Origin of the sequence: Thioalkalivibrio sp. ALMg13-2 (assembly GCF_000381185.1) — a bacterium.
Taxonomy (GTDB): Bacteria; Pseudomonadota; Gammaproteobacteria; order Ectothiorhodospirales; family Ectothiorhodospiraceae; genus Thioalkalivibrio; species Thioalkalivibrio versutus.
In genome coordinates this window covers 125,637-152,371 of the sequence record NZ_KB906100.1, presented here as the reverse complement: position 1 = coordinate 152,371, position 26,735 = coordinate 125,637, and the positions used below count along the sequence as shown (strand labels likewise).

27 protein-coding genes are annotated in these 26,735 nt (G+C 65.4%); 18 read left to right on the top strand and 9 right to left on the bottom strand.

The features are described from left to right. Positions 1 to 215: 215 nt before the first annotated feature. On the top strand, positions 216 to 1,481 hold the full coding sequence (locus tag F618_RS0100720) for a 6-phosphofructokinase (protein WP_018145013.1): 1,266 nt from the start codon (positions 216 to 218) through the stop codon (positions 1,479 to 1,481). Here the strand turns inward: F618_RS0100720 and merB are convergent. Beyond that, positions 1,478 to 2,113 carry an organomercurial lyase gene (gene merB / locus F618_RS0100715; protein ID WP_019563766.1) on the bottom strand — a complete coding sequence of 212 codons (636 nt, stop codon included), beginning with the start codon at positions 2,111 to 2,113 and terminating at the stop codon, positions 1,478 to 1,480. The genes F618_RS0100720 and merB overlap by 4 nt on opposite strands. Then, positions 2,110 to 2,334 (bottom strand): GDCCVxC domain-containing (seleno)protein, encoded by a 225-nt coding sequence (locus F618_RS0100710; protein WP_019567503.1) that lies wholly within the window; start codon positions 2,332 to 2,334, stop codon positions 2,110 to 2,112. The genes merB and F618_RS0100710 overlap by 4 nt, the downstream gene beginning before the upstream one ends. A 152-nt stretch (positions 2,335 to 2,486) precedes the next feature. Here F618_RS0100710 and F618_RS0100705 point away from each other — a divergent pair, with 152 nt between their 5' ends. From F618_RS0100705 to F618_RS0100695, 3 genes are all read left to right on the top strand, one after another. Continuing rightward, on the top strand, positions 2,487 to 2,924 hold the full coding sequence (locus F618_RS0100705; RefSeq protein ID WP_018145016.1) for a hypothetical protein: 438 nt from the start codon (positions 2,487 to 2,489) through the stop codon (positions 2,922 to 2,924). A 104-nt stretch (positions 2,925 to 3,028) separates the two neighbouring features. After that, on the top strand, positions 3,029 to 3,442 hold the full coding sequence (locus F618_RS0100700) for a PA2779 family protein (RefSeq protein WP_018145017.1): 414 nt from the start codon (positions 3,029 to 3,031) through the stop codon (positions 3,440 to 3,442). 12 nt (positions 3,443 to 3,454) lie between these two features. Continuing rightward, entirely contained in the window at positions 3,455 to 4,465 is a 1,011-nt protein-coding gene (locus F618_RS0100695; protein WP_019567502.1) for a PA2778 family cysteine peptidase, read from the top strand. Between the two features lie 96 nt (positions 4,466 to 4,561). Here the strand turns inward: F618_RS0100695 and F618_RS0100690 are convergent, their stop codons facing one another. After that, positions 4,562 to 4,789 (bottom strand): hypothetical protein, encoded by a 228-nt coding sequence (locus F618_RS0100690; protein ID WP_018937461.1) that lies wholly within the window; start codon positions 4,787 to 4,789, stop codon positions 4,562 to 4,564. Between the two features lie 103 nt (positions 4,790 to 4,892). Between F618_RS0100690 and coaD the strand changes: the two genes are divergently transcribed. From coaD to ggt, 3 genes are read left to right on the top strand one after another with little or no spacing between them, the layout of a single operon-like run. Next, complete coding sequence (gene coaD, locus F618_RS0100685; protein WP_018939163.1) at positions 4,893 to 5,381, top strand: pantetheine-phosphate adenylyltransferase; 489 nt, start codon at positions 4,893 to 4,895, stop codon at positions 5,379 to 5,381. Positions 5,382 to 5,414: 33 nt separating this feature from the next. After that, the gene (locus F618_RS0100680) at positions 5,415 to 5,666 is read left to right on the top strand and encodes a YfhL family 4Fe-4S dicluster ferredoxin (RefSeq protein ID WP_018145021.1); all 252 of its coding nucleotides are present in this window, start codon (positions 5,415 to 5,417) and stop codon (positions 5,664 to 5,666) included. A gap of 8 nt (positions 5,667 to 5,674) precedes the next feature. After that, entirely contained in the window at positions 5,675 to 7,384 is a 1,710-nt protein-coding gene (gene ggt / locus F618_RS0100675) for a gamma-glutamyltransferase (protein WP_019563768.1), read from the top strand. Between the two features lie 167 nt (positions 7,385 to 7,551). Here ggt and rpsT read toward each other — a convergent pair whose 3' ends face one another. Further along, on the bottom strand, positions 7,552 to 7,821 hold the full coding sequence (gene rpsT, locus F618_RS0100670; protein WP_019612252.1) for a 30S ribosomal protein S20: 270 nt from the start codon (positions 7,819 to 7,821) through the stop codon (positions 7,552 to 7,554). A gap of 158 nt (positions 7,822 to 7,979) precedes the next feature. Here rpsT and F618_RS0100665 point away from each other — a divergent pair, with 158 nt between their 5' ends. Then, on the top strand, positions 7,980 to 8,510 hold the full coding sequence (locus F618_RS0100665) for a DsrE family protein (RefSeq protein ID WP_019567501.1): 531 nt from the start codon (positions 7,980 to 7,982) through the stop codon (positions 8,508 to 8,510). 207 nt (positions 8,511 to 8,717) lie between these two features. On the opposite strand, the gene uvrD is transcribed toward F618_RS0100665, so the two are convergent. After that, on the bottom strand, positions 8,718 to 10,922 hold the full coding sequence (gene uvrD, locus F618_RS0100660) for a DNA helicase II (protein WP_019567500.1): 2,205 nt from the start codon (positions 10,920 to 10,922) through the stop codon (positions 8,718 to 8,720). Between the two features lie 189 nt (positions 10,923 to 11,111). Between uvrD and F618_RS0100655 the strand changes: the two genes are divergently transcribed. Continuing rightward, positions 11,112 to 13,922 carry a 2-oxoglutarate dehydrogenase E1 component gene (locus F618_RS0100655; protein WP_019567499.1) on the top strand — a complete coding sequence of 937 codons (2,811 nt, stop codon included), beginning with the start codon at positions 11,112 to 11,114 and terminating at the stop codon, positions 13,920 to 13,922. 35 nt (positions 13,923 to 13,957) lie between these two features. Then, positions 13,958 to 15,301 carry a 2-oxoglutarate dehydrogenase complex dihydrolipoyllysine-residue succinyltransferase gene (odhB, locus tag F618_RS0100650; RefSeq protein ID WP_019567498.1) on the top strand — a complete coding sequence of 448 codons (1,344 nt, stop codon included), beginning with the start codon at positions 13,958 to 13,960 and terminating at the stop codon, positions 15,299 to 15,301. Between the two features lie 63 nt (positions 15,302 to 15,364). Here odhB and ubiB read toward each other — a convergent pair whose 3' ends face one another. The 4 genes from ubiB to F618_RS0100630 are packed head-to-tail and all read right to left on the bottom strand — an operon-like array spanning position 15,365 to position 18,806. Further along, positions 15,365 to 17,050: a ubiquinone biosynthesis regulatory protein kinase UbiB gene (ubiB, locus tag F618_RS0100645; protein ID WP_019567497.1), complete on the bottom strand. Its 1,686-nt coding sequence runs from the start codon at positions 17,048 to 17,050 to the stop codon at positions 15,365 to 15,367. Then, the gene (locus F618_RS0100640; RefSeq protein WP_019567496.1) at positions 17,050 to 17,670 is read right to left on the bottom strand and encodes an SCP2 domain-containing protein; all 621 of its coding nucleotides are present in this window, start codon (positions 17,668 to 17,670) and stop codon (positions 17,050 to 17,052) included. The genes ubiB and F618_RS0100640 overlap by 1 nt, the downstream gene beginning before the upstream one ends. Before the next feature lie 7 nt (positions 17,671 to 17,677). After that, the gene (gene ubiE, locus F618_RS0100635; protein ID WP_018168865.1) at positions 17,678 to 18,427 is read right to left on the bottom strand and encodes a bifunctional demethylmenaquinone methyltransferase/2-methoxy-6-polyprenyl-1,4-benzoquinol methylase UbiE; all 750 of its coding nucleotides are present in this window, start codon (positions 18,425 to 18,427) and stop codon (positions 17,678 to 17,680) included. A 13-nt stretch (positions 18,428 to 18,440) separates the two neighbouring features. Next, positions 18,441 to 18,806 (bottom strand): gamma-butyrobetaine hydroxylase-like domain-containing protein, encoded by a 366-nt coding sequence (locus F618_RS0100630; RefSeq protein ID WP_019567495.1) that lies wholly within the window; start codon positions 18,804 to 18,806, stop codon positions 18,441 to 18,443. Positions 18,807 to 19,194: 388 nt separating this feature from the next. On the opposite strand from F618_RS0100630, the gene F618_RS0100625 reads away from it, so the two are divergent. The 8 genes from F618_RS0100625 (at position 19,195) to F618_RS0100595 (ending at position 26,599) form a co-directional block, all read left to right on the top strand. Further along, positions 19,195 to 20,226 (top strand): hypothetical protein, encoded by a 1,032-nt coding sequence (locus F618_RS0100625; protein ID WP_019567494.1) that lies wholly within the window; start codon positions 19,195 to 19,197, stop codon positions 20,224 to 20,226. 103 nt (positions 20,227 to 20,329) lie between these two features. Continuing rightward, complete coding sequence (locus F618_RS0100620; protein ID WP_026331100.1) at positions 20,330 to 21,382, top strand: hypothetical protein; 1,053 nt, start codon at positions 20,330 to 20,332, stop codon at positions 21,380 to 21,382. A gap of 97 nt (positions 21,383 to 21,479) precedes the next feature. Continuing rightward, positions 21,480 to 22,427, top strand: coding sequence for a hypothetical protein (locus F618_RS0100615; protein ID WP_019567492.1), 948 nt, complete (start codon positions 21,480 to 21,482; stop codon positions 22,425 to 22,427). After that, a complete protein-coding gene (locus F618_RS0100610) occupies positions 22,424 to 23,089 on the top strand; it encodes a hypothetical protein (RefSeq protein ID WP_019567491.1) in 666 nt (221 codons plus the stop codon). The genes F618_RS0100615 and F618_RS0100610 overlap by 4 nt, the downstream gene beginning before the upstream one ends. Before the next feature lie 6 nt (positions 23,090 to 23,095). Continuing rightward, positions 23,096 to 23,392, top strand: coding sequence for a hypothetical protein (locus F618_RS0100605; RefSeq protein ID WP_019567490.1), 297 nt, complete (start codon positions 23,096 to 23,098; stop codon positions 23,390 to 23,392). A gap of 6 nt (positions 23,393 to 23,398) precedes the next feature. Further along, positions 23,399 to 23,524, top strand: a complete 126-nt coding sequence (locus F618_RS16515) for a hypothetical protein (RefSeq protein ID WP_019567489.1) — start codon at positions 23,399 to 23,401, stop codon at positions 23,522 to 23,524. A gap of 423 nt (positions 23,525 to 23,947) precedes the next feature. Next, on the top strand, positions 23,948 to 24,511 hold the full coding sequence (locus F618_RS15890; RefSeq protein ID WP_155997966.1) for a hypothetical protein: 564 nt from the start codon (positions 23,948 to 23,950) through the stop codon (positions 24,509 to 24,511). Positions 24,512 to 25,258: 747 nt separating this feature from the next. Next, positions 25,259 to 26,599, top strand: a complete 1,341-nt coding sequence (locus F618_RS0100595; protein WP_026331099.1) for a calcium-binding protein — start codon at positions 25,259 to 25,261, stop codon at positions 26,597 to 26,599. Positions 26,600 to 26,735 lie beyond the last annotated feature (136 nt).

Below are 26,735 nucleotides of genomic sequence, written 5' to 3'. Positions count from 1 at the left end.
TGCAATCCTGATGCTGTTGTGAATCGGGTGACACCGCGCAATCGAGGTGCGTGAGCACCATGACGGGGCGAACGGCCCCGGTGCGCCGAGTGTCTTAACCGGCATAGTGTAGCAAAAGCACCCGGATGGGCCGATCCGACGGGTAGTTCATGGCTTGAGCGGGCTGGCACTTGTCGTGCATGGCATCCGGGGCTGTATCCACAAGGGAGATTCGCATGCCGCAAAACGCGCTGTACGCCCAGTCCGGCGGGGTTACCGCCGTCATCAACGCCAGCGCCTGGGGGGTGATCGAGGCGGTGCGCGCCCATCCGGCCCATTTCGGCAAGATCTATGCGGCGCGCGACGGCATCCTCGGTGTCCTGCGCGAGGAGATCATCGACCTGGATCAGGAGGACCCGCTGACCCTCGCGGCCCTGCGTCATACCCCCGGCGGGGCGTTCGGCTCCTGCCGTTTCGACCTGGGCGATCCTGACAAGGATCCGGAGCAGTACGAACGCCTGGTCGAGGTCTTCCGCGCCCATGACATCGGCACCTTCTTCTACAACGGCGGCGGCGGTTCCATGGATACCGCGCTGAAGATCGCCAGGATGGGGGATCGCATGGGTTTCCCGATCAAGGCGATCGGCGTGCCCAAGACGATCGACAACGATCTCGCCGTGACCGACTCCAGCCCCGGGTTCGGCTCCGCCGCCAAGTTCATCGCCACGGTCGTGCGCGAGGCCAGCCTGGATGTCGAGTCCATGCACACCAGTTCCACCAAGGTGTTCGTGCTCGAGGTAATGGGTCGGCATGCGGGCTGGCTGGCGGCCGCCGCCGCGCTGGCACAGGAGTTCGATGGCCAGCCGCCGATGCTGATCCTGTTCGCCGAGACCCTGTTTGACCAGGACGACTTTCTCGAGCACCTGAACCGGACCATCGAGCGTCACGGCTACTGTGTGGTGGTGGTCTCCGAGGGTCTGAAGAATCCGGATGGAACCCTGTTCTCGGTGGCACAAAGCCATGATGTGTATGCCTACACCCAGCTGGGCGGCGCCGCCCCGCGCCTGGCCGAGCTGATCCGCGAACAGACCGGACACAAGCTGCACTGGGCGGTGGTCGACTATATCCAACGCTCCGCGCGGCATATCGCGTCGAAGGTGGACGTGGAGCAGGCCTATGCCTGTGGCCGTGCGGCGGTGGAGGGCGTGGTGGCCGGCGAGGATGCCTTCATGCCGATCATCCGCCGCGATTCCAACGATCCCTACCGCTGGAGTATCGGTTTTACCCCGCTGGAGACCGTGGCCGACGTCGAGCAGGGCATGCCGCGCGAGTACATCACCCCGGACGGCTACGGCATCACCCAGGCCGCGCGCGATTACCTGCGCCCGCTGATCCAGGGCGAGGACGCCCCGCCGTTCGACCAGGGCCTGCCCTGCTACCCGCGCATCCGGGGCGAATTGCTGCCCAAGCGTTGCCCTCCGTTCGAGGTCAAGACCGACTAGTCATTTCCGGGCGAGTGGGCGTCGGCGTCCAGCCAGGCCCGCTGGAAGGCGAAGAACTGCCGGGCGACCCTGTCCGCCTCGTCGACGCGCAGATAGTCCGCGTGTTCGGCCGGTGCACAACGCGCACAGACGAAGGTGATGCCCTCACAAAGGCTGGTGCAGCACGGGGTGTTGTCCGTGCGGCGCGGCCGGTAATGCACCCACACGGAGGCCGTATCCGCAACCGCGGTGGGCCCGGATTCCAGGCTGAGCGCCGCACCGCAGTGGCTGCAAGCCGCCTCGAGCTGGCTATGCGCGCCGCTCAGCATCGGGATGGCCAGCGCGTCGATGGCGCACATCGCGGCGACTGGACCGCGCCCGGCGACGCTGACCGTGATCCGCCCCGGTGCGGCGCTGTACGGGTAGCAGCCCAGACCCTGGGCCTGATGGGCCACGGCATCCAGCGCGGCCAGTCGCTCCAGCGCGCGGATATCCAGCTCCCGGGCCTCTGGTGGCCGTCCGCGCTGGCGCCAGTGTTCCAGGACTTCGAGATAGGCGGCGCGCACGGCTTCGGGGGCATCCCGCAGGCGCTGTTCCAGCGGGAAGTCGCCGCGCAGGCGTCCCAGGGCGGCGGTCACGCGCGCCGGCCTCATGACGAGGCGCAGCAGCCGCCCGGGCCCTCCTGCTGGATGGGCGGACAGGGCACCGTGCCGTAGGAGCAGAACACGCAGCAGTCCCCTGGAAGTGGCCGGAGCAGGGCCCCGCAGCCGGTGCATTCGTAGAACCACTGGCAGGCGTCGGTGGGCATCGTTTCCGTCTTCTGGTGCCCGCATTCCGGGCAGGTCAGGGTCGATTCGGGCACGATCTCGTTCATATGCGTTTCAGCTCGGTTTGCGAGGATGGGAGCCAACGACCGGGGCTGGCGGGAAAAACCCCGCCAGACAACCGGAATCGGCACAAACGCCGTCTGGCCAGCGTCTATTCTCTGCCAAGCCCGCGCAAGACGGGCCCACAACCGGATCCCGGATGGAGGAAATCATGTACTCGCGCATTCTCAATCGCACCCTCGCCCTGACCGCTGCCAGTGTGCTGGCCGCCGCGTTTGTCGCGCCCGGCCAGGTCGCGGCCCAGGGCGCCTACTTTGCCCCGGCGGACGGTTCGCCGGACGAGGTCGCCTTCGAATACCGCATGCACGAATACGGCTGCGCCAATGTGCGCGGACAGTGGCGCGCGACCAACAACACGGATGACTGGCTGGAAGTCCGGGTCACCAAGACCGCCTACAACTGCCCCGGAGAGCTGGAAGACGACGTGCGCACGACGACCCGCCTGTGGCGCACGCTGGGTCCGGGCGAGACCCAGGAGCGCACGCGCGACAACTCCGTGTGCGGCGGGGCCTGGGCGCGTGGTGTCGAGGTCCTGGAGTACGAGATCAAGGTAGTCGACGCCCCCGACGAAAGCTGACAGACGTGTGAAACCGGCCGCGATTTTCGTTTGCGGCCGGTCAATTCGCGGCTCTGGCGGGCTACACTTCTAACAACCGTTCACCGATTTCAAGGAGTCTGCCCATGAGCGTTCATTCGTTCCGTCGAGTTCTGTCCGCACCCGCGGCACTGCTGGTCGCGCTGGCCCTGACCCTGCTGCCCGCCACCCCGGCATTCGCCGATGTCGGCATGCTGGATACCGGCAGCATGATCCAGCAGGCCAGCGCGGACGACACCCGCGCCCAGTTGCTGGAACAGCTCAATGACGCCGAGGTTCGCGCACAGCTGATCGAGATGGGGGTTGATCCCGAACGTGCCGAGCAGCGTGTGGCCCGCCTGACCGACGACGAACTGGCGCAGCTGGAGGCGCACATGGAGACCGACCCGGCTGGCGCGGCCAGCGTCCTGGGTGTGGTCGCCATCGTGTTCGTGGTGTTCGTGATCCTGGATGCGGTGGGTGTGACCGACATCTTCTCGTTTGTCGGGCCGTCCCGCTAAGCCACGCCCTGCATGGGGTTCATCTCGACGCGGCGAGTCACGGGGTTTCTCGCGCTCGCCGCGCTTATCTGGCTGACTGGTTGTGCCACCGCGCCGCAGAGCGCGGGTCTGGCGAGCGAGCGTCCGACGGACCTGCCGGCGCGCGTCGAACTGGCTGACACGCCGTTCTTTCCCCAGGAGCAATACCAGTGCGGCCCCGCCGCGCTGGCCACGGCGTTGAATGCCCGGGGTATCGACGCCGCGCTGGATGATCTGATCGAAGAGGTTTACATCCCCGCCCGTGAGGGCAGCCTGCAGACCGAGATGCGCGCGGCGGTGCGTGCGCGCGACCAGGTGGCCTACCGTATCGAGCCCCAACTGGAGGCGATCCTCCGCGAGGTGGCGGCGGGCAACCCGGTGGTGGTGTTCCAGAACCTTGGGGTGGCCCTGATCCCGGAATGGCACTTTGCGGTGGTTATCGGATACGACCTGGACGATCGGGAGATCTTCCTGCGCAGCGGCCCGATCCAGCGTCATGTGAATTCCTTTGCCCGCTTCGAGCGCACCTGGGCGCGGGGTGAGCGCTGGGCCTTCCTTGTGATGCCCCCCGATACCCTGCCGGCCACCGCCCAGCCGCTGCGCTGGCTGCGTGCGGTCAACGAACTGGAACAGACTGGGCGTTTTGCGGCGGCGGCCATGGGCTACGAAACCGCCATGGATCGCTGGCCTAATGAACCGATCCCCTATGTGGGCCGCGCCAACGTGGCCTTTGCCCAGGGCGATCTGCCGGCGGCGGAGAATGCCCTGCGGGCGCTGGTCGAGCGCGACCCGGCCCGCCACGAGGGCTGGAACAACCTCGCGCACGTGTTGATCGCCCGCGAATGCGGCGAGCAGGCACGCGAGGCCGCGAGCTGTGCGGCCGATCTGGCGGGACCGGGAGCGTATGCGCGCACCCTGGGCGCTGCGGCGGAGGCTCCGGACGGCGGCGCCGAGTGTCGGGCCCTGCCGCCCTGTGGCGTGGCGACCGAGGCACGCGCGCGGTAAGACCGCACGGGTTCCGTCATCGCGAGGCGCGAAGCCCGCGGCGATCGGCAGGGTGTGGATGACCGCGCAACGCTCGCAGGGACAGTCCCTGTTGCGTCAGGCCGAGCGTTTTTCCAGGGCCTGTTCGGCGTGCTTGAGCACCAGGCCCAGGTTCTGCTTCTCCACGTCCGTGACCTGCGGGTCATTCTTTACCGCTTGACGCAGGTGCTCCACCAATTGCGCCAGTTCGTCGCGCGAGATCTGCTGGAAGTTGAAGCCGCCGCCGTAGCGGGACTCGAGCTGGTCCCAGTAGTCGGCGAGCGGGGGGCGGTAGTCATCACTCATCGGGCAGTCCTTGGTTGGGGCGGGCGCGGTGTGCGCGAAAGGCATTTTGTCTGTTCGTGGTGCTTGCGGTCTAATGGGGGCTTTCCCGGCCGGCCTTTCGCCCATGTCCGTTACCGCCATCTATCCCGGCACCTTCGACCCGATCACCCACGGTCACACGGACATCGTGCGGCGTGCGGCACGGTTGTTCGATCGCGTGGTGGTCGCGGTGGCCGCCAGTCCCAACAAGGGTCCGGCCTTCCCGCTGGGGACCCGCGTGGCCCTGGCCGAGCAGGCGGTGGGTGACATCCCGGGCGTGGAGGTGCAGGGCTTCGATGTCCTGCTCGCGCACTTTGTCCATGCGCAGCAGGCCAACGTGATCCTGCGCGGATTGCGCGCGGTGTCCGACTTTGAACATGAATTCCAGCTCGCAGCGATGAACCGACAGCTTGCGCCGGAGGTCGAAACGCTGTTTCTGACGCCAGCGGAGGAGTACAGCTTCGTCTCCTCCAGTCTGGTGCGGGAAATCGCCCGACTGGGCGGCGACGTCTCAAAATTCGTTAGCCCCGGTGTGGCGCGCATGCTGGCCGAACAAAACGGCGCAGCACGCTAGCCGGGCCCCGCCACTGGATACGAGGAACGGCCCATGGCCCTGATGATCACCGACGAATGCATCAACTGCGATGTCTGCGAGCCCGAGTGCCCGAATGAGGCCATCTACCCGGGGGACGAGATCTACGAGATCGACCCCACGCTGTGCACCGAATGTGTCGGCCATTTCGACGAGCCGCAGTGCCAGCAGGTCTGCCCGGTGGACTGCATCCCGCTGGATCCCGATCACAAGGAGACCCGCGAGCAGCTGACGGCCAAGTACGACGCCCTGATGGCCGCGAAGTAGGCCGCGACATGGATTGGCGCCGCCCGCTCCTGCACTGCGCGGTCTTCGTCACCCTGTCGCTGGCGGCGCCGCTGGCGCTGGCCGGCCCGGGGCAGCACGCAGTGGCGAGTGCGCATCCGGCCGCCACCGAGGCGGGCGAGGCCGTACTGCGCGACGGCGGCAATGCCTTCGATGCCGCCGTCGCGATTACCGCTGCCCTGGGTGTAGCCGAGCCCTACGGCTCCGGGCTCGGGGGCGGCGGGTTCTTCCTGCTGTACGAGGCATCCTCTGACCGCAGCGTGATGCTCGATGCCCGCGAGACCGCCCCGGCCGCGGCCGACCGCGACATGTATCTGGATGCCGACGGCGAGGTGATCGACGGCTTGTCGCTGGATGGCGTGCTTGGCGCCGGCATCCCCGGCATGCCCGCCGGCATGGATCACCTGGCGCGGGAATACGGACGCCTTTCGCTGGCCGACAGCCTGGCCCCGGCGATCCGTCTGGCCGAGGACGGTGTTCCGGTCAGCGGCCGCTACCTGCAGATGGCGGGCTTTCGTCATCAGGCCCTGCGCCACGGGGCTGACGCACGAGACATTTACCTTGAGGCGGGTCGCCTGCCGGACGAAGGCGCGATTCTGCGCCAGCCGGACTTGGCCGTGACCCTCCGGCGCCTGGCGGACGAAGGCCGTGATGGTTTCTATACCGGTGATCTGGCCGAGCGCCTGGTCGCCGGCGTGCGCGAGGCCGGCGGTATCTGGACTCTGGACGACCTGGCGGGATACGCGGTCGTCGAGCGTGACCCCGTGCGTCTGGACTATCTTGGCGCCACGATCACCACCGCCTCGCCACCATCTTCCGGCGGGGTCGCGCTCGGCCAGATCCTGAACATCCTGGCGTTCTACGACCTCGAGGCACTGGCGCCGGATATGCGCGTCCACCTGACCATCGAGGCGATGCGCCGCGCCTATCGTGATCGCGCCGAGTACCTGGGCGACCCGGACCATGTGGATATGCCGCTGGAGCGGCTGCTGTCACGCGACTACGCAGCCGGTCTGCGCGCCACCATCCATCCCGACACGGCCACGCCCAGCCGCTACCTGCCGCTGTCAGTGGAGCCGCAGCCCGAGGTTCCGGGCTCGGCCGCGGCCGAGAGTCGCGAGACGACGCACTTTTCCGTGATCGACGCCGAGGGCAACCGGGTCGCGGCCACGCTGACGCTGAACTACCCGTTTGGGTCCGGCTACGTGGTGCCCGGGACGGGCGTACTACTGAATAATGAGATGGACGACTTCTCGGCCAAGCCGGGCGAGCCCAACGCCTATGGCCTGGTCGGTTTCGAGGCCAATGCCATCGCGCCGCAGCGCCGCCCGTTGTCGAGCATGAGCCCGACCTTCGTCGAGACCGAGGATCGCGTCGCGATCCTGGGCACGCCGGGTGGCAGCCGCATCATTACCATGGTCCTGCACGGCGTGTTCGGCGTGCTCGAGGGGCAATCCATCGAGGAGGTCGTCGCGGCGCCTCGCTATCACCACCAGTATTTGCCCGATCGGGTGGAACACGAAACCGGGGCGTTCGATGCCGAACTGCGTGGCCAGCTGGTCTCGCGAGGGCATCAGCTGGTGCCGCAGGTGCGTCCGTTCGGTGACATGCACGCCATCCTGTGGGAGCGCGGGGCGGGTCGCCTGGAGGCGGCTTCCGATCCGCGCGGCGAGGGCGAGGCGCGGGTGTTCCAGCCCTGAAGACGCGCTGATGGACGCGCGTGCCGGGAGGCGCGCGAATGGATCAGAGTATCCTAGGCCTTCACGAATTGCGCCCACACAAAAAGCCGCACCCCGAGATCGGGGAGCGGCTTTTTTCGATTCACTGCAACCGCTGGGCCGGCAGTGCCGGCCCGGAACCCGGGGTCTTAGCCCTGGGCCAGATCGCGGATGCGGGCGTTCAGACGGCTCTTGTGGCGAGCCGCCTTGTTGCGGTGAATCAGGCCCTTGCTCACGGTCTTGTCGATCACCGGAACGGCCTCTTTGTAGGCCTCGGCGGCTGCCTGGGCATCGCCCTTGTGCAGCGGCTTCAGCACGGCCTTCATGGCCGTACGGAAACGGGAGCGCAGCCCCATGTTGTGGGCGCGGTTCTTGACCGCCTGACGGGCCCGCTTACGGGCAGAAGCAATATTTGCCAAAGTACTTCCCTCGCGTTAAATCGCTAGGTTCTGGAAAGGCGGCAGAGCATACCCCCGGGGCACTTCAGCGTCAACCGGGCCGTGCGCGTGATGGGGATGGCCTGGGGCCGTCCATGCGTCTACTGTAGAAGAAAGAAAGCCATTCAAAGGAGAACAGGATGAATCGATTCAACCAGACCCTTCGGGCCGCACCGGCGACAGCATCGGCCATGGCCCTGCTGTTCGCGGCGCTCCTGGTGGCGAGCATTGCCTTCATGCCGCAGGCCAAGGCCTTCGAGCCGGAGGCCAAGGTCGTCTATCACGCCGACTTCGCCGACCCGCGCCGCTTCTCCGCGATGCTGACCAGCATCAACAACATGATGACGCATTATCAGAACGAGTTTATCGATGCCGACGTGCGCATCGTGTTCGTGGCGCACGGCATCCGCTTCCTGACCGATGACGACCTGGCCGATACCCCGTTCGAGGCCGACGAGGAACTCAAGGAAGAGCGCGACACCCTGCGTGGGCGCCTGATGAGCCTCGCCAGCACCCACGGCGTGAAGCTCGAGCTGTGCGAGATCACCCGCTCGCAGATCGGTCTGGACGAGGACCTGATCTACGATCACGTCAACTTCGTGCCCTCGGGTGTGGTGCGCGTGGCCGAGCTGCAGAACGAGGAAGGCTTCGCCTACATCAAGATCGAGTAAGGGCCTTCCGCATGCTTGACCCGAAGCCCCGCCTCGGCGGGGCTTTTTCGTGTCTCCACGAAGGTCCGGAGACGGCCAGGGGTGGGTGCGATACTGGGGCATCGCGGGCGGGGTGCGCCGGCCTTGCGCAATACCCCCTCGAGTCCTTTTTCTCCGTGCCCTTCGTGGTGCAGGAAGGCCGCGTCGGGCGTGCCGTTCAGCCGTGGATTACAGGACTTCGAGCTTGGCGAAGCTCAGCACCAGCCACTTGGAGCCGGCGTGGGCGAAGTTCACCTGGACCCGGGCCGAGTTGCCGGAACCCTCGAACTGGGTGATCAGCCCCTCGCCGAACTTCGCGTGGTGCACCCGTGCGCCGATCGCCAGGCCCGCCGCGGAGGCCTCGGCGGCCTGCGTATCCATGGCCCCGAAGCCCGCCGTCTTGTTCCGGGCCGCGGCAAAGCGGCCCGCGCCATAGGGCGAGGCCTGCGGGCGCAGCACTTCCAGCGCGCCCTCGGGGATCTCGTTGATGAAGCGCGAGGCGACGTTGTAGGACTCGCGCCCATACAGCCGCCGCGTCTCGGCATGGATCAGGTACAGTTCCTGTTCGGCGCGGGTCATGCCGACATAGGCCAGGCGGCGCTCCTCTTCCAGCCGCCCCGGCTCTTCCAGCGAGCGGGCGTTGGGGAACAGCCCCTCTTCCATGCCGGTCAGGAACACCAGCGGGAACTCCAGGCCCTTGGCCGAGTGCAGGGTCATCATCTGCACTGCGTCCTCGTGCGGGTCGGCCGCGCCCTCGCCGGCCTCCAGCGCGGCGTGGGCGAGGAACTCGGTCAGGCGATTACCCTCGCCTTCCTCGCTCTCGGCGGTGCTCCCCATGTCGAAGGCGCGCGCGGCCCCCACCAGCTCGTCCAGGTTTTCCAGGCGCGCCTCGCCACGCTCGCCCTTTTCCTTCTTGTAGTGCTCGCGCAGTTGCGCGCGCTCGATCGCCTGTTCCACCTGATCGGCCAGCGGCTGGCGCGGGAGCTCCTGCTGCAGGGTGCGGATCAGCTGTACGAAACCGGCGACCGCGGTGCGAGCGCGTCCGGGCAGGGCGTCGGCGTCCACCGCGTGGGTGGCCGCCTGGAGCAGGCTGGTATCCGCTGCCTGCGCGGCCTGGCGCAGGCCCTCCAGGGTCTTCTCGCCGATCCCGCGCGGCGGCTGGTTGACCACCCGCAGGAAGGCGGCGTCGTCATCGCCGTTGCCGGCCAGGCGCAGGTAAGCCAGGGCATCGCGGATCTCCTGGCGCTCGAAGAAGCGCAGGCCACCGTAGACCCGGTAGGGCATGCGCCGGCCGATGAAGGTCTCTTCCAGCACGCGTGACTGGGCGTTGGAGCGATACAGTACGGCGCACTCGCGGTGCAGCCCGCCCTGATCCACGTGGCGGGCGATGGTCTCGGCGATGAAGCGCGCCTCTTCCTGCTCGTTCAGCGCGGTGTACAGGCGTACCGGTGCGCCTTCGTGGCCTTCGGTCCACAGTTCCTTGCCCAGGCGGCCGGAGTTGTGCCGGATCAGGGCGTTGGCCGCGTTCAGGATGTTGGCGCTGGAGCGGTAGTTCTGCTCCAGACGCACGACCTGGGTGCCCGGGTAGTCCTTCTGGAAGTGCTGGATGTTCTCGATCTTCGCGCCGCGCCAGCCGTAGATCGACTGGTCGTCGTCGCCCACGGCAAACACCGGACTGCCCCCGGCCAGCAGGCGCAGCCAGCCGTACTGGATGTCGTTGGTGTCCTGGAACTCGTCAACCAGCACATGGCGAAAGCGTGTGCGGTAGTGCTCCAGGAGGGCCTTGTTGTCGCGCAGCAGTTCCAGCGAGCGCAGCATCAGCTCGGCGAAGTCCACCACGCCGGCGCGTTCGCAGGCCTGCTGGTAGGTGGTGTAGACACGCACCCACTGGCGAGCGACAGGGTCCCCGGTATCCGGCAGGTGTTCCGGGCGCGAGCCCTCGTCCTTGCGCGCATTGATGTACCACTGCGCCTGCTTCGGCGGCCACCGCGACTCGTCCAGCTCCAGCCCGCGCAGCACGCGCTTGACCATGCGCAGCTGATCATCGGAATCGAGGATCTGGAAGGCCTGCGGCAGCTTGGCCTCCTGCCAGTGCTGGCGCAGCAGGCGGTGGGCCAGACCGTGAAAGGTCCCGACCCACAGCCCGGTGGCCGGGTGGCCCAGCAGCGATTCGATGCGCCCACGCATCTCGGCCGCCGCCTTGTTGGTGAAGGTAACCGCCAGCAGGCTGTGCGGCGCCACGCCTTCGACCTCGATCAGCCAGGCGATGCGGTGCACCAGCACGCGGGTCTTGCCGGAGCCGGCGCCGGCCAGTACAAGCACCGGATGCGGCGGGGCGGCCACGGCCTCGCGCTGGGCCGGGTTGAGGGAATCGAGCAGGGGGGAGACATCCATGCGCGAATGGTAGGGAAACCCGGCCGGAATCGCACGTTCTGCATGCGGGCCGTGTGCCTTCGCCCGCGCAAACGCGCTACCCTCGGAGGCAGCCTTGAAGAAGACGCTGATTCATCGACTCCGTGCGGGAACCTCGCGCGCCGATCAGGTCCCAAAGGCCGACGCATCAGGAATGAGAAGAGACCGCGAATGAACGAGATGCCATCCCGGCACCGGCTGGACAGCCCCGTATCCGGGCAGGAACTGCACCCGGATAACCTCGCTTTCGCCGAAGATCTGCTGGAGCGCTACCAGGCCGATCCCGATTCTGTCCCGCCGGCCTGGGCCGATTACTTCCGCTCGCTGGAAGGTGCGCCGCGCCCGGAGCGCCGACGGCGCTCCACCGATCGTCCGGACCTGGCCCATGAACAGCTGCAGATCCGCGTGCTGCAGTTCATCAATGCCTACCGCTATCTCGGTCACTTCGGTGCCCGCCTGGACCCCCTGGAGCGCGAACCGCCGGAGCCGCCGCGCGAGCTGAGCCGCGAGCATCACGGCCTGGATCAGGTCGGCCCCGATGTCACCTTTGATCCGGGCTCGCTGTTCATCGACGGCCGGGTCTCGCTGGATACGATCGAGCGGGTGCTGAAGGAGACCTACTGCGCCGGCATCGGTGTGGAATACATGCATCTGATGGCCACCGACGAGAAGCGCTGGCTGCAGGAGCGCCTGGAGTCGGCACATGGCCGCTTCGGTTTCGATGACGACACCCGCCTGGCGATTCTCGAACGTCTGACCGCGGCCGAGGGTCTGGAGCGCTATCTGCATCGGCGCTATGTCGGGCAGAAGCGCTTCTCGCTGGAAGGCGCGGAAAGCCTGATCCCGCTGCTGAATGCCCTGATCCAGCGGGGCGGCGCGCGCGGGCTGCAGGAGTTCGTGGTCGGCATGGCACACCGCGGACGCCTCAACGTGCTGGTCAACCTGTTCGGCAAGTCCCCGGAGGAGCTGGCCAACGAGTTCGAGGGGCGTCCGCGCGACGACCGTGGCACCGGCGACGTGAAATACCACATGGGTTTCTCCTCGGACCTGGATACCCCGGGCGGTCGGGTGCATCTGGCGCTGGCCTTCAATCCCTCGCACCTGGAGATCGTCACCCCGGTGGTGGAGGGTTCAGTGCGCGCGCGCCAGGTGCGCATCGGCGACCGCAAGGGCAACCGGGTGATGCCGGTGGTGATCCATGGCGATGCCGCCTTTGCCGGGCAGGGCGTGGTCATGGAGACCCTGAACATGTCCCAGACCCGGGGCTTCTCCACCAAGGGCACCGTGCATGTGGTGGTGAACAACCAGATCGGTTTCACGACTTCGACCCTGAAGGACGCTCGTTCGACGCATTACGCAACGGATGTCGCCAAGATGGTGAACGCGCCCATCCTGCATGTGAATGGCGATGATCCCGAGGCCGTGGTGTTCATCACCCAGATCGCGCTGGACTACCGCATGCGCTTCGGCAAGGACGTGGTCATCGATCTCGTCTGCTACCGCCGCCAGGGCCACAACGAGGCCGACGAGCCGGCCGCGACGCAGCCGCATATGTATCGTCGTATCCGCGACCTGCCGACCACCCGCGAGCGTTACGCCAGACGCCTGATCCGCGAGGGCCTGACGACCGAGGACGCACAGGAACAAGCGCTGGAGGACTATCGCGGCCGACTGGATGCCGGCCAGCCGGTGGCGCTGTCGTTGCTGCGCGAGCGCAACAGCCATGCCGGATCCTCGACCAACTGGGGCCCCTATCTGAACCAGACCTGGGACCAGGACGTGGACACCGGCGCCCCCGCCGACCGTCTGGCGCGCACCCTCGAGCAGCTTTCCACCCCGCCGGAGGGTTTCCGACTGAACGACCGCGTGCAGAAGATCCTGGATGCCCGCGTGGCCATGGCGCGCGGCGAGCAGCCGCTGGACTGGGGTGCGGCCGAGACCCTGGCCTACGGCGCGCTGATCCAGGACGGCTACCGCATTCGCCTGTCCGGGCAGGACTCCAGCCGAGGCACCTTCTTCCACCGCCATGCGGTCCTGCACGACCAGGAGACCGGCAAGGCCATCGTCCCGTTGCGGCGCCTGGATCCGGACCACCCGCGTTTCCTGGTGATCGATTCGCTGTTGTCCGAGGAGGGCGTGCTCGCCTTCGAATACGGCTATGCCACCGCCGCGCCCGAGGCTCTGGTGGTCTGGGAGGCGCAGTTCGGCGACTTCGTGAACGGCGCCCAGGTGGTGATCGACCAGTTCATCTCCTCCGGCGAGCAGAAGTGGGGGCGCCTGTCCGGCCTGACCCTGTTGCTGCCCCACGGCTACGAGGGGCAGGGGCCGGAGCACTCCTCGGCCCGCCCGGAGCGCTTCCTGCAACTGGCGGCGCAGGAGAACATGCAGGTCTGCGTGCCCACTACGCCGGCGCAGATGTTTCACCTGCTGCGCCGGCAGATGCTGCGGCCCTATCGCAAGCCACTGATCGTGATGACCCCGAAGAGCCTTTTGCGCCACAAGGACGCGGTCTCCGACCTCGATGCGCTGGCGACGGGCCAGTACCAGACGGTCATCGACGACGCCCGTATCGAGGATCCCGGCAAGGTGAAGCGCGTGCTGATGACCAGTGGGCGCATCTTCTACGATCTGGCCGCGCGCCAGGCCGAGGGCGAGCACGCGGATACGGCGATCCTGCGCCTGGAGCAGTGTTACCCCTTCCCCGAGGCGCGCCTGACCGAATTGCTGGGGCGTTATCCGGAGGCGGATGAATTCGTCTGGGTCCAGGATGAACCGGAGAACCAGGGTTACCTGGAGTTTGTCGCCCCGCGTATCAACCCGCTGCTGGCGGTGCGTGGCCAGACCCTGCACGCCGTCGCGAGACCCCCGGCCGCCGCGCCCGCCGTCGGTTACCCCGAGGTGCACAAAGCGCAGCTGAAAGATCTGCTCGAGCGCGCGTTCGGGCCGATCAGCTCGCGTGACACGCCGCACCCCACGCCCTGAACATTCGATAAAGACGCACAGAACAAGGAAGCGAGATGGCATCCGATCGCACCCCGATCCAGGTCCCGGAACTCCCCGAGTCGGTCGCCGATGCGACCGTGATCGCCCTGCACAAAAAGGCTGGTGACGCCGTCAAGCGCGACGAGCTGATCGCCGAGCTGGAGACCGACAAGGTGGTCCTCGAGGTGTCGGCCCCCAGTGCGGGCACCCTGGTCGAGCTCTCCGCCAACGAGGGCGATGTGGTCAAGGCCGACGCGATCCTGGGTTATCTGGGGCCCGCCGAAGCCGCCCCGGAGGACCCGGACGAAGAGACCGAGGATGAGGCAGCGCCTTCCAGGGCATCGACAGCCACGGAGGGCGGCAAGCCGGCGTCTGTTGCAACGGGGGATCGGGAAGAGGAGCCGGCCGCTGCCTCCTCACCCGAGCCCGCGCCGTCCGGGGCCGGGAACGGATCGGCCGGAAGCCCGCCGCCGCCCACGCCGGCCGTGCGGCGCCTTCTGCAGGAAGCCGGCCTGCGTCCGGAGGATGTCGAGGGCACCGGCGACGACGGGCGCATCCAGCGTGCCGACGTGGAGCGGGCGCGCAGCGATCGCAGCGCGCCCGCGGCTTCTTCGACGCCATCGGGTTCCGTCGGGGCGGCGCGACCCCAGGCGCATCCGGCCGACCCCGGAGACCGAGCCGAGCGCATCGAGCGTGTGCCGATGACCCGCCTGCGGGCGCGCATCGCGGAACGGCTGCTGGAAGCGAAGCAGACCACCGCGATGCTGACCACCTTCAACGAGGTCGACATGTCCGCGGCGATGGCCCTGCGTAGCCGCTACAAGGAGCCCTTCGAGAAGCGCCATTCCATCAAGCTCGGCTTCATGGGTCTGTTCGTGGCCGCGGCCAGCCGCGCACTCGAGCGCTTCCCGGTCGTCAATGCCGCACTGGATGGCGAAGAGATCGTCTATCACCACTACAGCGACATCGGCATCGCAGTCTCCTCCTCGCGCGGACTGGTGGTGCCGGTCCTGCGCGATACCGGCAACGCCTCCATTGCCGAGATCGAGCGGCGTATCCGCGACTACGCCGAGCGTGCCCGCGACGGCAAGCTGGATATCGACGAGCTGCGCGGTGGCACCTTCACCATCACCAACGGGGGCGTGTTCGGTTCGTTGTTCTCCACGCCGATTCTGAATCCGCCGCAGAGCGCGATCCTCGGCATGCACGCGATCAAGGAACGCCCGGTCGCGGTGGACGGCGAGGTCGTCGTCCGGCCGATGATGTACGTCGCCCTGTCCTACGACCACCGCCTGGTCGACGGTGCCGAGGCGGTGCAGTTCCTGGTCGCCATCAAGGACGCCATCGAGGACCCGGCGCGGTTGCTGCTCGACGTTTGACCCTGTGAGGTGGAGTGGTGGCGTCAGGCTACGACTCAAGCCGCATCCCACGTGATGGCTGGCTCAGTCGTCCGTGACGGGACGGCGCCGGGGGCCGGGGCGCAAGCTGAACAGCAGCACGCCGGCGCCGAACAGGGCGAGCGGCCAGACCGGCCAGGCAAGCCCCTGCCAGGCGGTGACCTCCAGCTGCGTGGCCAGCCCCGCGAGGGCCAGCAGGGCCACACCCGCCCAGCCTTCGTTGCGGCGGCGGGACTGGCGCCTCAGCCCGTTTTCCAGCTCGAGGATCTGGCGGCGTAGCGCGGCGTCGCGCTCGGCCCGCTGTTCCTCCACGGTCAGGGCCTTCTCCAGGTGTATCGGCAGTTCCGGCAGGTGCGCCAGCAGGCGCGGCAGGTGTTGCTGCGCGTTGCGGATGAATGCGCGCACGCCCATGCGTTCGTGCATCCATTTCTCGATGAACGGCTTGGCCGTGGTCCACAGGTCCAGCTGGGGGTAGAGCTGGCGGCCCAGGCCCTCGATGTTCAGCAGGGTCTTCTGCAACAGCACCAGCTGCGGCTGGACCTCCATGTTGAATCGCCGCGCGGTCTGGAACAGGCGCAGCAGGACCTGGCCGAAGGAGATCTCGTCCAGCGGGCGCTGGAAGATGGGTTCGCACACGGTGCGGATCGCCGCCTCGAACTCGTCGACGCGGGTGTCCTTCGGGACCCAGCCGGATTCCACGTGCAGCTCGGCGACGCGGCGGTAGTCGCGGTTGAAGAAGGCGTGGAAGTTCTCGGCCAGATAGCGCTGGTCGGAGTCCAGCAGCGAGCCGACGATGCCGAAGTCCACGGCCAGGTAGGTCGGGTCGTCCGGGTGGGTGGCATCGACGAAGATGTTGCCCGGGTGCATGTCGGCGTGGAAGAAGTTGTGCTGGAACACCTGGGTGAAGAAGATCTCCACGCCGCGCTCGGCCAGCAGCTTGAGGTCCACGTTGCGTTCGCGCAGGGCGGCGACATCGGCCACCGGGAGGCCGCCGATGCGCTCCATCACCAGTACGCTGCGGCGGGTGTAATCCCAGATGATCTCCGGGATGTAGAGGAGGTGGCTGTCCTCGAAGTTGCGGTGGATCGCGGCGGCGTTGGCGCCCTCGCGGATCAGGTCCAGCTCGTCGGTGACGGTCTTTTCGTATTCGTCCACCACCTCGCGCGGGCGCAGGCGCTTGGCCTCGGACCAGTAGCGGTCCGCCAGGTCCGCGATCAGGTGCATGACCTCGAGATCCGCACGGATGGTCTTGAGGATGCCGGGGCGCACCACCTTCACGACCACCTCGCGCCCGTCCTGCAGCGTGGCCGCGTGCACTTGGGCGATGGAGGCCGAGGCGATTGGTGTGTCCTCGAAGGCGGCGAAGGCGATCTCGATCGGGCGTTCCAGCTCGGCCTCGATCACGGCGCGCGCCTGGTCACTGGGGAACGGCGGCACCCGGTCCTGCAGGCGCGCAAGCTCGATCGCGATGTCGTCCGGCAGCAGGTCGCGCCGGGTGGAGAGCATCTGTCCGAACTTGATGAAGATCGGTCCTAGATCCTCCAGCGCCTTGCGGATGCGCTCGCCGCGCGTGCCTTCAGTGCGGCGGAACCAGTTCCAGGGCACGAGATAGAGCAGGAAGCTGAGCGGGCGCAGCGGCTTCAGCGTGAACAGGATGACGTCCAGGCGATAGCGCACCAGGACCCGCGCAATGGTCCACAGCCGCAGGCCCCGGTGCAGCGCGCGGCGCATCAGGCCTGCCGGTCGTCAGGTGCGGAGGCCGGTGCCTCCAGACGACGCAGCCGCGCATCCAGTCGGGCGACGTCGTCGCGCAGCGTGGCTACGTCTTCGGCGAAGGCCTCGAACGCGCCGCCGGCCGGTAGCCACTCGAGCTCGTCGCGCAGGTGGTCGGCCGTGTCCTCGGCGGACCGCCGGCCCAGGTGCCGCAGGCTGTCGCGCGCCTGGTCCAGCAGGTGGCGCAGCGGCCCGGCCGCTCCGGCGCCGGCAAAGCGTTCGAACAGATCTTCCCAGTTGATGCCGGCATCGCGCAGTGCATGTTGCAGGTCGGAGAGCACGGTTGCATCACCCGTGATCGTCAACCCGGAGCGGTCGTCACGTGCCATCGCCGCGGCCAGTGACAGCGGCGAGCCCTTCAGCTGCACGTCCACTGGCTCCTCGACGCCGCCTGTAACCTGCAGCCGGTCGGCGGCCCCGACCAGCGACAGCGTGAGCCCCGGCGGCTCGATCACGATCGCGATCGCACGCCCGGCCAGCCGCGCCCGGTCCTTCTCCGGGGCGCTGGCCAGGTGTTCGTTCAGCGTGGCTTCGATCAGGGCCGCGAACGGACTGGGCAGGGCGAAGGGTTCGGCCATGAGAACGCTAGAGCTTGGTGCCGCGGTGCAGGGCGACGATGCCGCCGGTCAGGTTGTCGTATTCGACCCGTTCCAGCCCGGCGTCGCGCATCATGCCGGCCAGGGTCTCCTGGTCCGGGTGCATGCGGATGGATTCGGCCAGATAGCGGTAGCTGTCCGCGTCGTTGGCGACCAGCTTGCCCATCAGGGGGAGCATCTTGAACGAATAGACATCGTAGATCGGGCGCAGCGGCGCCATCGGCTGCGAGAACTCCAGCACCAGCACGCGCCCGCCCGGCTTGATCACTCGGCGCATCTCGGCCAGCGCGCGCTCCTTGCGGGTCACGTTGCGCAGGCCGAAGGCGATGGTCACGCGGTCGAAGTAGTCGTCCGGATAAGGGAGCTGTTCGGCGTCCGCCTGCACGAAGTCGAGGTTGCCCACATGGCCCTCGTCCAGCATGCGGTCGCGCCCGGCCTCCAGCATCGAGGCATTGATGTCGCAGACTACGATTTGCCCCTTCGGTCCGACGCGTGGCGCAAAGGCCCCGGCCAGGTCGCCGGTGCCGCCGGCCAGGTCCAGGATCTTCATGCCTGGGCGCACGCCCGTGCGCTCCAGGGTGTAGCGCTTCCAGATGCGATGGACGCCCATGGACATCAGGTCGTTCATGACGTCGTAGCGCGACGCGACCGAATGGAACACCTCGCCGACCCGCGAGGCCTTCTCGGACTCGGGGACGCTCTGGTAGCCGAAGTGGGTCTTGCCGGATTCTTCTTTCATCAAAGTGCCGTTGTCAGTGCGTCTTGCGCTCGTGTCCGGCCTCTTTCAGCCGATCCAGGTAATCCTGCCACAGTCGCTCCTGGTTCGTGCCGAGCTCGTGCAGGTAGTCCCAGTCATAGATGCCGGTGTCGTGCCCGTCGGAGAACACGAGCTTCACCGCATAATTTCCGACCGGCTCGATCCCGGTGATGTTCACGTCTTCCTTGCCGACCTGCAGCACCTCCTGGCCCTTGCCGTGCCCGCGCACCTCGGCCGAGGGCGAATACACGCGCAGGAACTCGCAGGGCAACTCGAAATGCGAGCCGTCCGAATACGCCAGCTCCAGGATGCGCGACTTCTGATGCAGCTGGATATCGGTGGGTCGGTGGGTACTGCTCATGTGGCCTCCAGAATCCTCGGTCCGGGATGGCCCGGAAGATCTTTCGCGACCGCCCAAAACGGCGGACGCCAACGGACTGCGAGGATACCAGCCCTGTGGGTCAGCGTGGCATCTCCCCGCGCACCGCAGGTCTGCCGGCCTTGACACCCTTCGGACCTCGCGCCAGAGTCGGCAACCTTAATCATGGAAAGGGAATGTCCATGACCTCGCCACGGACTGGCGCATTCGCCGTACAGGCACACCTCGATCTTGCAGCCGCCATGACCTTTCGTGCTCCCACGCTCGCGCGGGTCGGATTCGGGCGGGCGTTCGATTGTCGCCGCGGAGGTTTTTCCCATCCCCCCTTGCGGTTCCAGTTGGGCATATCACGAACCGCGAGAGGCACTCCATGTTCTGGTTGATCGCCTATGTGATCGCACTGATCGCGGCGGCTGGCATCCTGTCCGAGCGATCGCGGGCGCCCGTTCGGGCCAGGGTCCTGTTCGCCCTTGCCGTTCTCGCGGTGCCATTCGTGCTGCAGACCTTCGGCTGGATGCTCCTGGGCGATGAACCCCATGATCTGATCGCGGCCCAGCTCGGGCTTCTGTCATACGTCATCGGCCCCATTCTGGTGGCCTGGTACTTCCTGTATCGCTATCCGCTGCCGGCATCCGCACGGCATGCTCCGAAACTGAAGAGCTTTCGTCTGGCGGTTGGCGCCTGGCATCGCCATATCCTCATTCTTGGCTTCATGGCGTTTGTCGTGGTCGGGATAGGCGCCACATACAACCCGCTCACGCAATGGGCGTACGACCGCGTTGGGCAGCACAACCTCGAAAACGAGGTAGTCCGGGCCAAGCTGGCGGACCAGCACTTCGATATCCCGATGCGATATTTCGTGATTGATGCGTACGTGCCGCGTGGATACTGGCCGAGAGCCAAGAATCGCCGGGTGGATGTCGGCGCCCTGAGCATCTACGTCCTGTTGCCGGATCTGCGACCCTTCTATCCCGAAGAGGAACATCTCTGGAATCTGGAGGGTGACGGCCGCGGGGACCGGGTTCGTGTGACGATCTGGGAGGATGATTTTTCCAAATCCAACGTAAAAACCTTACGAGCGCGGGCCGCCGAATCAGGGGAGCCCCTCGCCCCGGAAACGGCAAAGACGTATGGCGTTGATCGGCACAATGAGGATGTGGAAGCTTTGTTGTACGCTCGCAGACTCCGTCTGTTTCCTCGCGATGAATCCGAAGCGTGGTTTATCACCTGCGCGAGTCCGAAGGACGTCCCTTCCCCCAGTTGCCGGATGAAGACCGCATTCCGTCCCGGCATCGCGCTGGAAAAGACCTTCGGCCTTGAATACCTCCCCGATTGGCGCCGCATCGCGACCAAGAGCGAGCGGCTGGTGGATTCTCTGGCGGTCGAAGGGGCCAACCCATGATGACCCTCAGGCGCTTTTGCGCCCTCGATGTCGAATGGTTCGCGCTCGGGTTTATTCAGTGGCCCAGCCGAAAGTCGGCCCCACGGAAACGAGGGCGGAGGTCATGAGCGTCGCCGGCCTGATGGGATCAGTGCTCATTGCCCTGATTCCCATGGCGGTTGCCATTGTTGCGGCCATTGGGGTGCTGATTGCCGTCCGTCGTGCGTCGGCTGCTGTCAGGATCGGCTATGCCCTGCTCATGCTGGCCCTGCCGGTGGCCGTGATGCTGGGATTCATACTTCTTCTGGAAGAGTATGGGCGTGAGATATCCACGGGACTGCCGGTGGCCCTGTTCGCGTTGATTGGCATTCCGCTGATGGCCGTCTGGTGGTTTCGGCGGCGCCACCCAGTGCGGTTGGAGACGGGCGCGCCCGTCGCCCCCACGGTGCGCAGCTTCCGCCTTACGTTTCGCTACTGGAGGCTGGAGCTGGCCCTCGTAGCCCTGGTGGTGCTGGTCGTCTTCACGGAGAACCCGGTCTCGCACAAGATCAACGACTATGCGGGCAGGATTTATCTGAATATCGCAACGGCGCACTTCGACTTGTCAGGCCACAAGTTCGATGTGCCGGTGCGGTTTTTCTACTCGGTCTATGAAGAGCTGGGCCACTGGCCGTACCCCAGAGAGGGGCGGCATGAACCGGCGACCCTCCAGTTGAGCGTCCTCCTGCCGGATCTGCGGCCTTATCACCACGAAGACCGTGATCGCTGGACTCGGGATGACGACGCACTCGGAGACCGGGTGGAAATCACGCTTTTGAATGATCCGCCGTTGTCGTTTGTTGGCTCGATGGCGCGGCTCGCAAGGGAGAACCCTCAGGACGTCCGGGCATCCGATGATGACCTCGCCGTGTTCGACATCGATCCCCAGGAAGTGAGCCTGAAGGCCCTGGGCCAGCCGCCGTTTTTCATCCCTGAAGACGCATCAAAGAACCTCGTAATCCATTGTGCCCCGCCAGGCGATCAGCCCGCTTCTGAATGCATGGCCTTGACCGTCTTTCGCGATGATCTCGCATTGACCTATCGCTTCGCCCCCGAGCACCTTCCGGACTGGCAGCGAATGGATCGCGAGGTTCGACAGCTCCTGGACTCCCTTTCGGTCGAGCTCGACGCGCCATGAGGCCTTCCGCGCGTCTTTCCATCCCCCATGAGTGGCGGTCCCGTTTCACTCTCTATCCGATCTTCGTGATCCGGACGCAGAACCGGGGCAGGGGCGCATGAGCGGCGCCGGCCGGCTGACCCTGATCGTGGTCGTCCTGGTGGCGATCTGGCTAGCGGGTTCCGCCCTGTGGTCGGGCCTCGCACGGCCCTGGCTCGCCGGGGTGGGGGTGTTCGACACCCTGCACGAGATCTATGGCGAGCCGCCGAGGCTCGAGATCCAGGAGTTTTCGCCCCCGATTCGCAAGGCCAACATCAATGGAGTGCCGATTGCGATCCCGTCCAACTATCTCGCGCTGGTCGGCATCGAATACAAGGATCAGAGCACCTGGGCGCCACGGGACCCGGATACGCCGAAGCCCGATGAGCGGACTTTCGAGGATGAGGCCCATGCCTTAACGCTCGCGGTCCGATGGCCGGATCGGAAGCCGCGCAGCCCGGAAACGCGGAAAAGCTACTGGACCAAGGGCGATCCCGATGGCGATCCATGGTTGCAGATTGGCCTCGGCGCCTACAGCAATCCGGACGCAACCGGGCGGGATCTTGGTTGGGCACCGCTTGTGCGTGGAAGGATCGAGAGGATCGAGGAACGCACCCACACCAGGAGGCTCCCTCCACGAAACCCAACGGAAAGATGGGGTGGGACAGAAGAAGTGCGAATCCACTACGAAATGCGGGGTACCGATCCGGAGACTGGCCTGGAATGGGCCAAGCCAATGGGTCCCGGGACCGAACGCTTTCATGCCTGGAATCTAACGCTCCACTGGAAAGGCGATCTCGACGGCTACGTCAGCGACATGATCGAGTGCTACAACGGTCAAATGCCGACGCCCGAGGGTCGCCCGGTCTGCCGGCATCGATTCACGCTGCCCGAGTGGGGTGCATGGGTTGATTTCGGTTACCCGCGCGCTTTGCTTCCGCAATGGCGGGAGATTCGGTCTGCCGTGCGCGATCTCATTCTGGACTTTGAGGTGGCCCCCCTGGAGAACGCAGAAGAGGATCCATGAGCATTCGCCAATCGCTCATCAACCTTCTGGCGAAATACCCCGGCCCGACGGAGGCCGAGGCCCGTCGTTGGCGGTACGCCTTGGTCGCAATGGGTGCACTGGCCCTTGTCGCCGAAGGGAGCCTTGTCTTCATCCTTTATCACATGGATCCGGCTGCTCCCCCATTCTGGTTAACTGCTCCGGCGGGCTGGCTATGGGAGCATGTTCCCGCTGCACGTGGTTTCACGAACAGCTCCTACGCCCTTCGCGCACAGATGCCGTACGTATTTGTGGTGTTTTTCTTATTGGTGATCGCAACTGCTGCGCTGGTGGCCTGCTGTAACCGCCGTGGCTCGATGTTCGGCATGGCCGTCAATTTTCTCCAAGAGGGGATCTTTAGGCAGGCGGTTATCCTCGTCGTGCTTCCAATCGTCTACTACGCGGTCTATTTCGTTGTTTTTTCTTCCGATCAAGATCCAGTTATGGGTCCGAATGAAAGATCGTACAGGCATTACAGTGTTTTTTTTGAGGCTCATTTGGGAGTGTTGTCGGCGTGGGTTCCATTGGCAATATTTTGCGGTTTCTTTATTGGGGTGCATCTTGCCTTGATTCCGGAGATTCCCAGGCTTGTAAGGGCCGCCTGGGCTGGCCGAACTCGATTGCCAACGGATCCTGGAAGCTAATCGTCCATGTACACCTTGGCTTACTTCTCGGTATGGCTGTCTTTTCTTTTTGTCTGGACGGCTCTCTTCAGCCTGATCATTCTTGGATCCCGTAGACGCGCTGGGCTGGGTGCGCGGATGTCCTGCGCATGCCTGACTTTGCTGGCCCCGTTTTTGGTGTTCTTCCTGGGGGCTCTGGGTGTCTGGTGTGCGCCCGAAGGCGTGCCACGGTGGCTCGAGATGACGCTGGTGTTCTACCTCCCGCTTGTGACGCCGTATCTGGTCCGTACCCTGTTTGTGTTGCGCTGGCCGGTTCATGCGTAACGGCCCGTGCGCACTATCGCCGTCCTGCCGGACCTGATGGGCAGCAGCGAGGTGCATGATCTGCATCAGGCGCTGGTGCGCCCTGCCGCCAACGACGCGACCTCCGGAAAAGCCGTTGACAGAGCGGCCTGAAGCCGGGAGCCTTTAAAACCATCGCTCATGGACAGGGAAAAGCCATGACCTCGCCACGGATCGGCGTCCTCTCCGCAGTGCCGCTTCGGCTGATGCCGCATCGCGCTCCGATAGCGTCGGCGCGATGCCCGCTATACGTCCGGTCCACCGCCCCCACCTCAATGGCCGATATGCCGTTCCCGCTATCAGCTCTCGGTAGCAAACTGCGGCGGTGGTTCGATGATAGCTGGTTGGTTGGGTTTTGAGCTTCCCGCCGTCCGGCACCCGGAGACACGCGCCATTCGCTCGGCCCCAGACCTTTCGCACGATAACACGGTCAGTTCTTTCTTTTCCCTGCTTTGATTTCTCGCGAAAGGCAAAGGCAGTATTTGACCGCCGGGGAACCTTTGACAGTCAATAGAAAAGAATTCAGGTGGTCGTCTAATGCCAAAATGGGTAACTAATTCGCGATTTCTTCGATGGGTGAAGAAGACCTCTCCCTATCAAATATTCGTGGCTCGAGCGCTGCAAAGAAAAACAACGGAAGTGTGGTACGGCATTTCTGCATTGCCCGTTGCGATGGCTACGGCATGGTGGATTGGAAGCCTGAACCCTGTTCTAGATATAAAAGATATGGATGCTCGAGAGGGTGTGGTTACGGAAGTCAACTCCGGGGGTCACAGGACATCGGGGTCGATCGTTTTAAAGTTGAATCAAGAAGGGCTGGTTCGCTACAGAGCGCCGACCGCTCACAAGTACTCCCAAACGATTACTGGTAAACGAGTTGTGGTATGGAGCCAAAGCGAAATTTCTGTTTTTGGGCGAAATAACGTCCTTTATCAGTTGGAGTTCGATGGTGAATATATCATTAATTATGAAGATGCTGAGTCCCGAAGAAAAACAATGCAGGAAAACGATGTTCTAGTGATTGTGCTTCTTCTGGTGCTTGGATTGATCCCACTGGTGCGTGTTTGGTGGGTAAATAAAAATCCCACGGGTGGCAAATGAAATATATAAATACAAGGAGGTTTGGATGTATCTAATAGGGTTGACCAGCAGACCCTGGATTTTGTTCAGAGCGCCCTGCAGTTGGAGCTATCGCCAGCGGAAATCGCTTCCAGTGTGGATGGCGCAAGTCAGGGTCAGACTGCCGCTTCAACAATAGCCGCTCTCAACACCTTGGAAACGTTTGTCGCAGTAGCAGGGAAAACGATAAGGGGTGTGGGCTCGCGGGCGCCCCTTTGGTTGATAACGGGGCGACGGGGTCAGGTCTTGCCTTTTACCCTCTTCGGGCTTTGACGGACGGCAAGAGGCAAGACCTGACCCCGAAAGCTTCGTGCGGCCTCCAGAATCCACAGTCCGGGCGCCGCCCGAACCGAATCAGCGGACCGCCAAACGGCGGCCATCAATGGACTGCGAGGATACCAGCCCTGCGGACCAGCGTGGCATCTCCCCGCGCACCGCAGGTCTGCGGATCTTGACACCCTTTGGGTGGCGCGTCAGAGTCCGCAGCCTTATTCATGGAAAGGGAATGTCCATGACTTCGCCACGGATTGGCGTGCCCCCATCTCGACAAGAGTCGGACGACGAATTCCTTGCGCCAGGTGCCTGGATAGGCCGTCGTGCTCTCCCGCGCCTTGCGGACGATCGCCGCGCAGAGTCGCAGGACCGCCGTTTTGCCTGGTGTTCAGCCCCAGGGTCTCCTGCTCGCATCCCCGAGGCCGCTTCTTTCCGGCCGTTCGGGAGGGTGGCCTCATGAGGTCTGCCCTGGTCACCGTTGTATTCGTGCTGGCCTGCCTGGGTGCGGTGTATACGTTGCTACCCGAGGTCCGGCATGGCGTGAACCTCTTCGCGGCCGAGTTCGCTCGGGGGTTCAAGCAAGGGTTTTCCTCGACCGCTGGTGGCGTCCCTCTTCCGGGGTGGTCTCCGGATCACTCGTCAGAGCTTTCATCCGAGGTTTCGACCGGGCGGAGTGGTTCGGAGCCGCGACCCCTGGGCGATGTTCGGGACTCGAGTATTCCGGCCGGTTCTGGCGCTGACGTTGACCTGAAGGGCTACGGCAACGTGCCGAACCTGCGCGTGGCCCTGGAGCGCGACGACAGCGGCCGTTTGCGCGAGCATGTCGAGGCCTTTCGAGACGAGACCGACGTGCAGGCGCGTGCCGCCCGCATGAACGCGTTGCTGTTTGAATGGGCCGGAGCCGCCGACGTCGATCCGGAAGACCGTGGGCCGAACATCGATGGCCGCAAGCTTGTCACCTTGGAGGCCTTCCTGGACAGAGATTTCCGCCAGCAGGGCAGCCCCGACCCTCGCCCGGGAGGCGCATCGGAGTTGCACAAGGCCTTCGCGATCTTGAAAACGGCGATGTACGGCGAGCTCATGCGGCAGACGCACTTGGCGCCCTACTTCGATGCGATCAGCTTTGCCCTGAACGAATCCGGTCCCGGCTTCGATTTCTCCGATACCACGAGCGCCCTGCAGGACAGCTTCGAGCGCGACCCGATCCGGGGGCTGACCGATTTGTTCGAATTCGAGCGGGCGGGTGGCGAGCGCCTGCGCGCAATGGGCTTTGACCCCTACCGCCTGATGCGTGACTGGCTGCTCGAGGCCGGGAGCGACCCGAGTGTGCAGGCGGCGCTATCGGCCCTGGGCTGGGACGGCGTGCGCATGGGTGGCCAAGGCACGGTGGGGCGCGAGATTGTCCTGGCCCGCAATGATGCCGGAACGCTGAAGGCCGGATCCGGCGGTGACTGGCTGCTCGGGGGCGATGGCGACAATGTCCTGCAGCCCGGGCCCAGTGACAATTTGTTGTATGGCGGCGCTGGCGACAATACCTACCGCTTTGACGTGGGTACCGGCCATAACATCCTGGTGGAGATGCACGGAGACCGCGGCCGTAGCGTACTCGAGCTGGGCCCGGACATCCGCCCAGAAGATGTCGATATTCACGTCGAGGACCACGAGCTGGTGATCGCCCACCGAAATGGCAAGGACAGCATCCGCGTCCAGAATTGGTTTGGCTCCATCCACCGCGAGCGCCATCGTCTGCGCGCCGTGCGCCTCGCCGACGGGCAGACCCTGGAGCTTCCCCAATGAACGCCACGCCAGAGCGTTCAGCAGCAACTTTGTCAGGGCCGCCTGAAGCCGGCAGCCTTTAAAACTATCACTCATGGACAGGGAAAAGCCATGACCTCGCCACGGATCGGCGTAATGCCCAGAGTACCGATTCGGT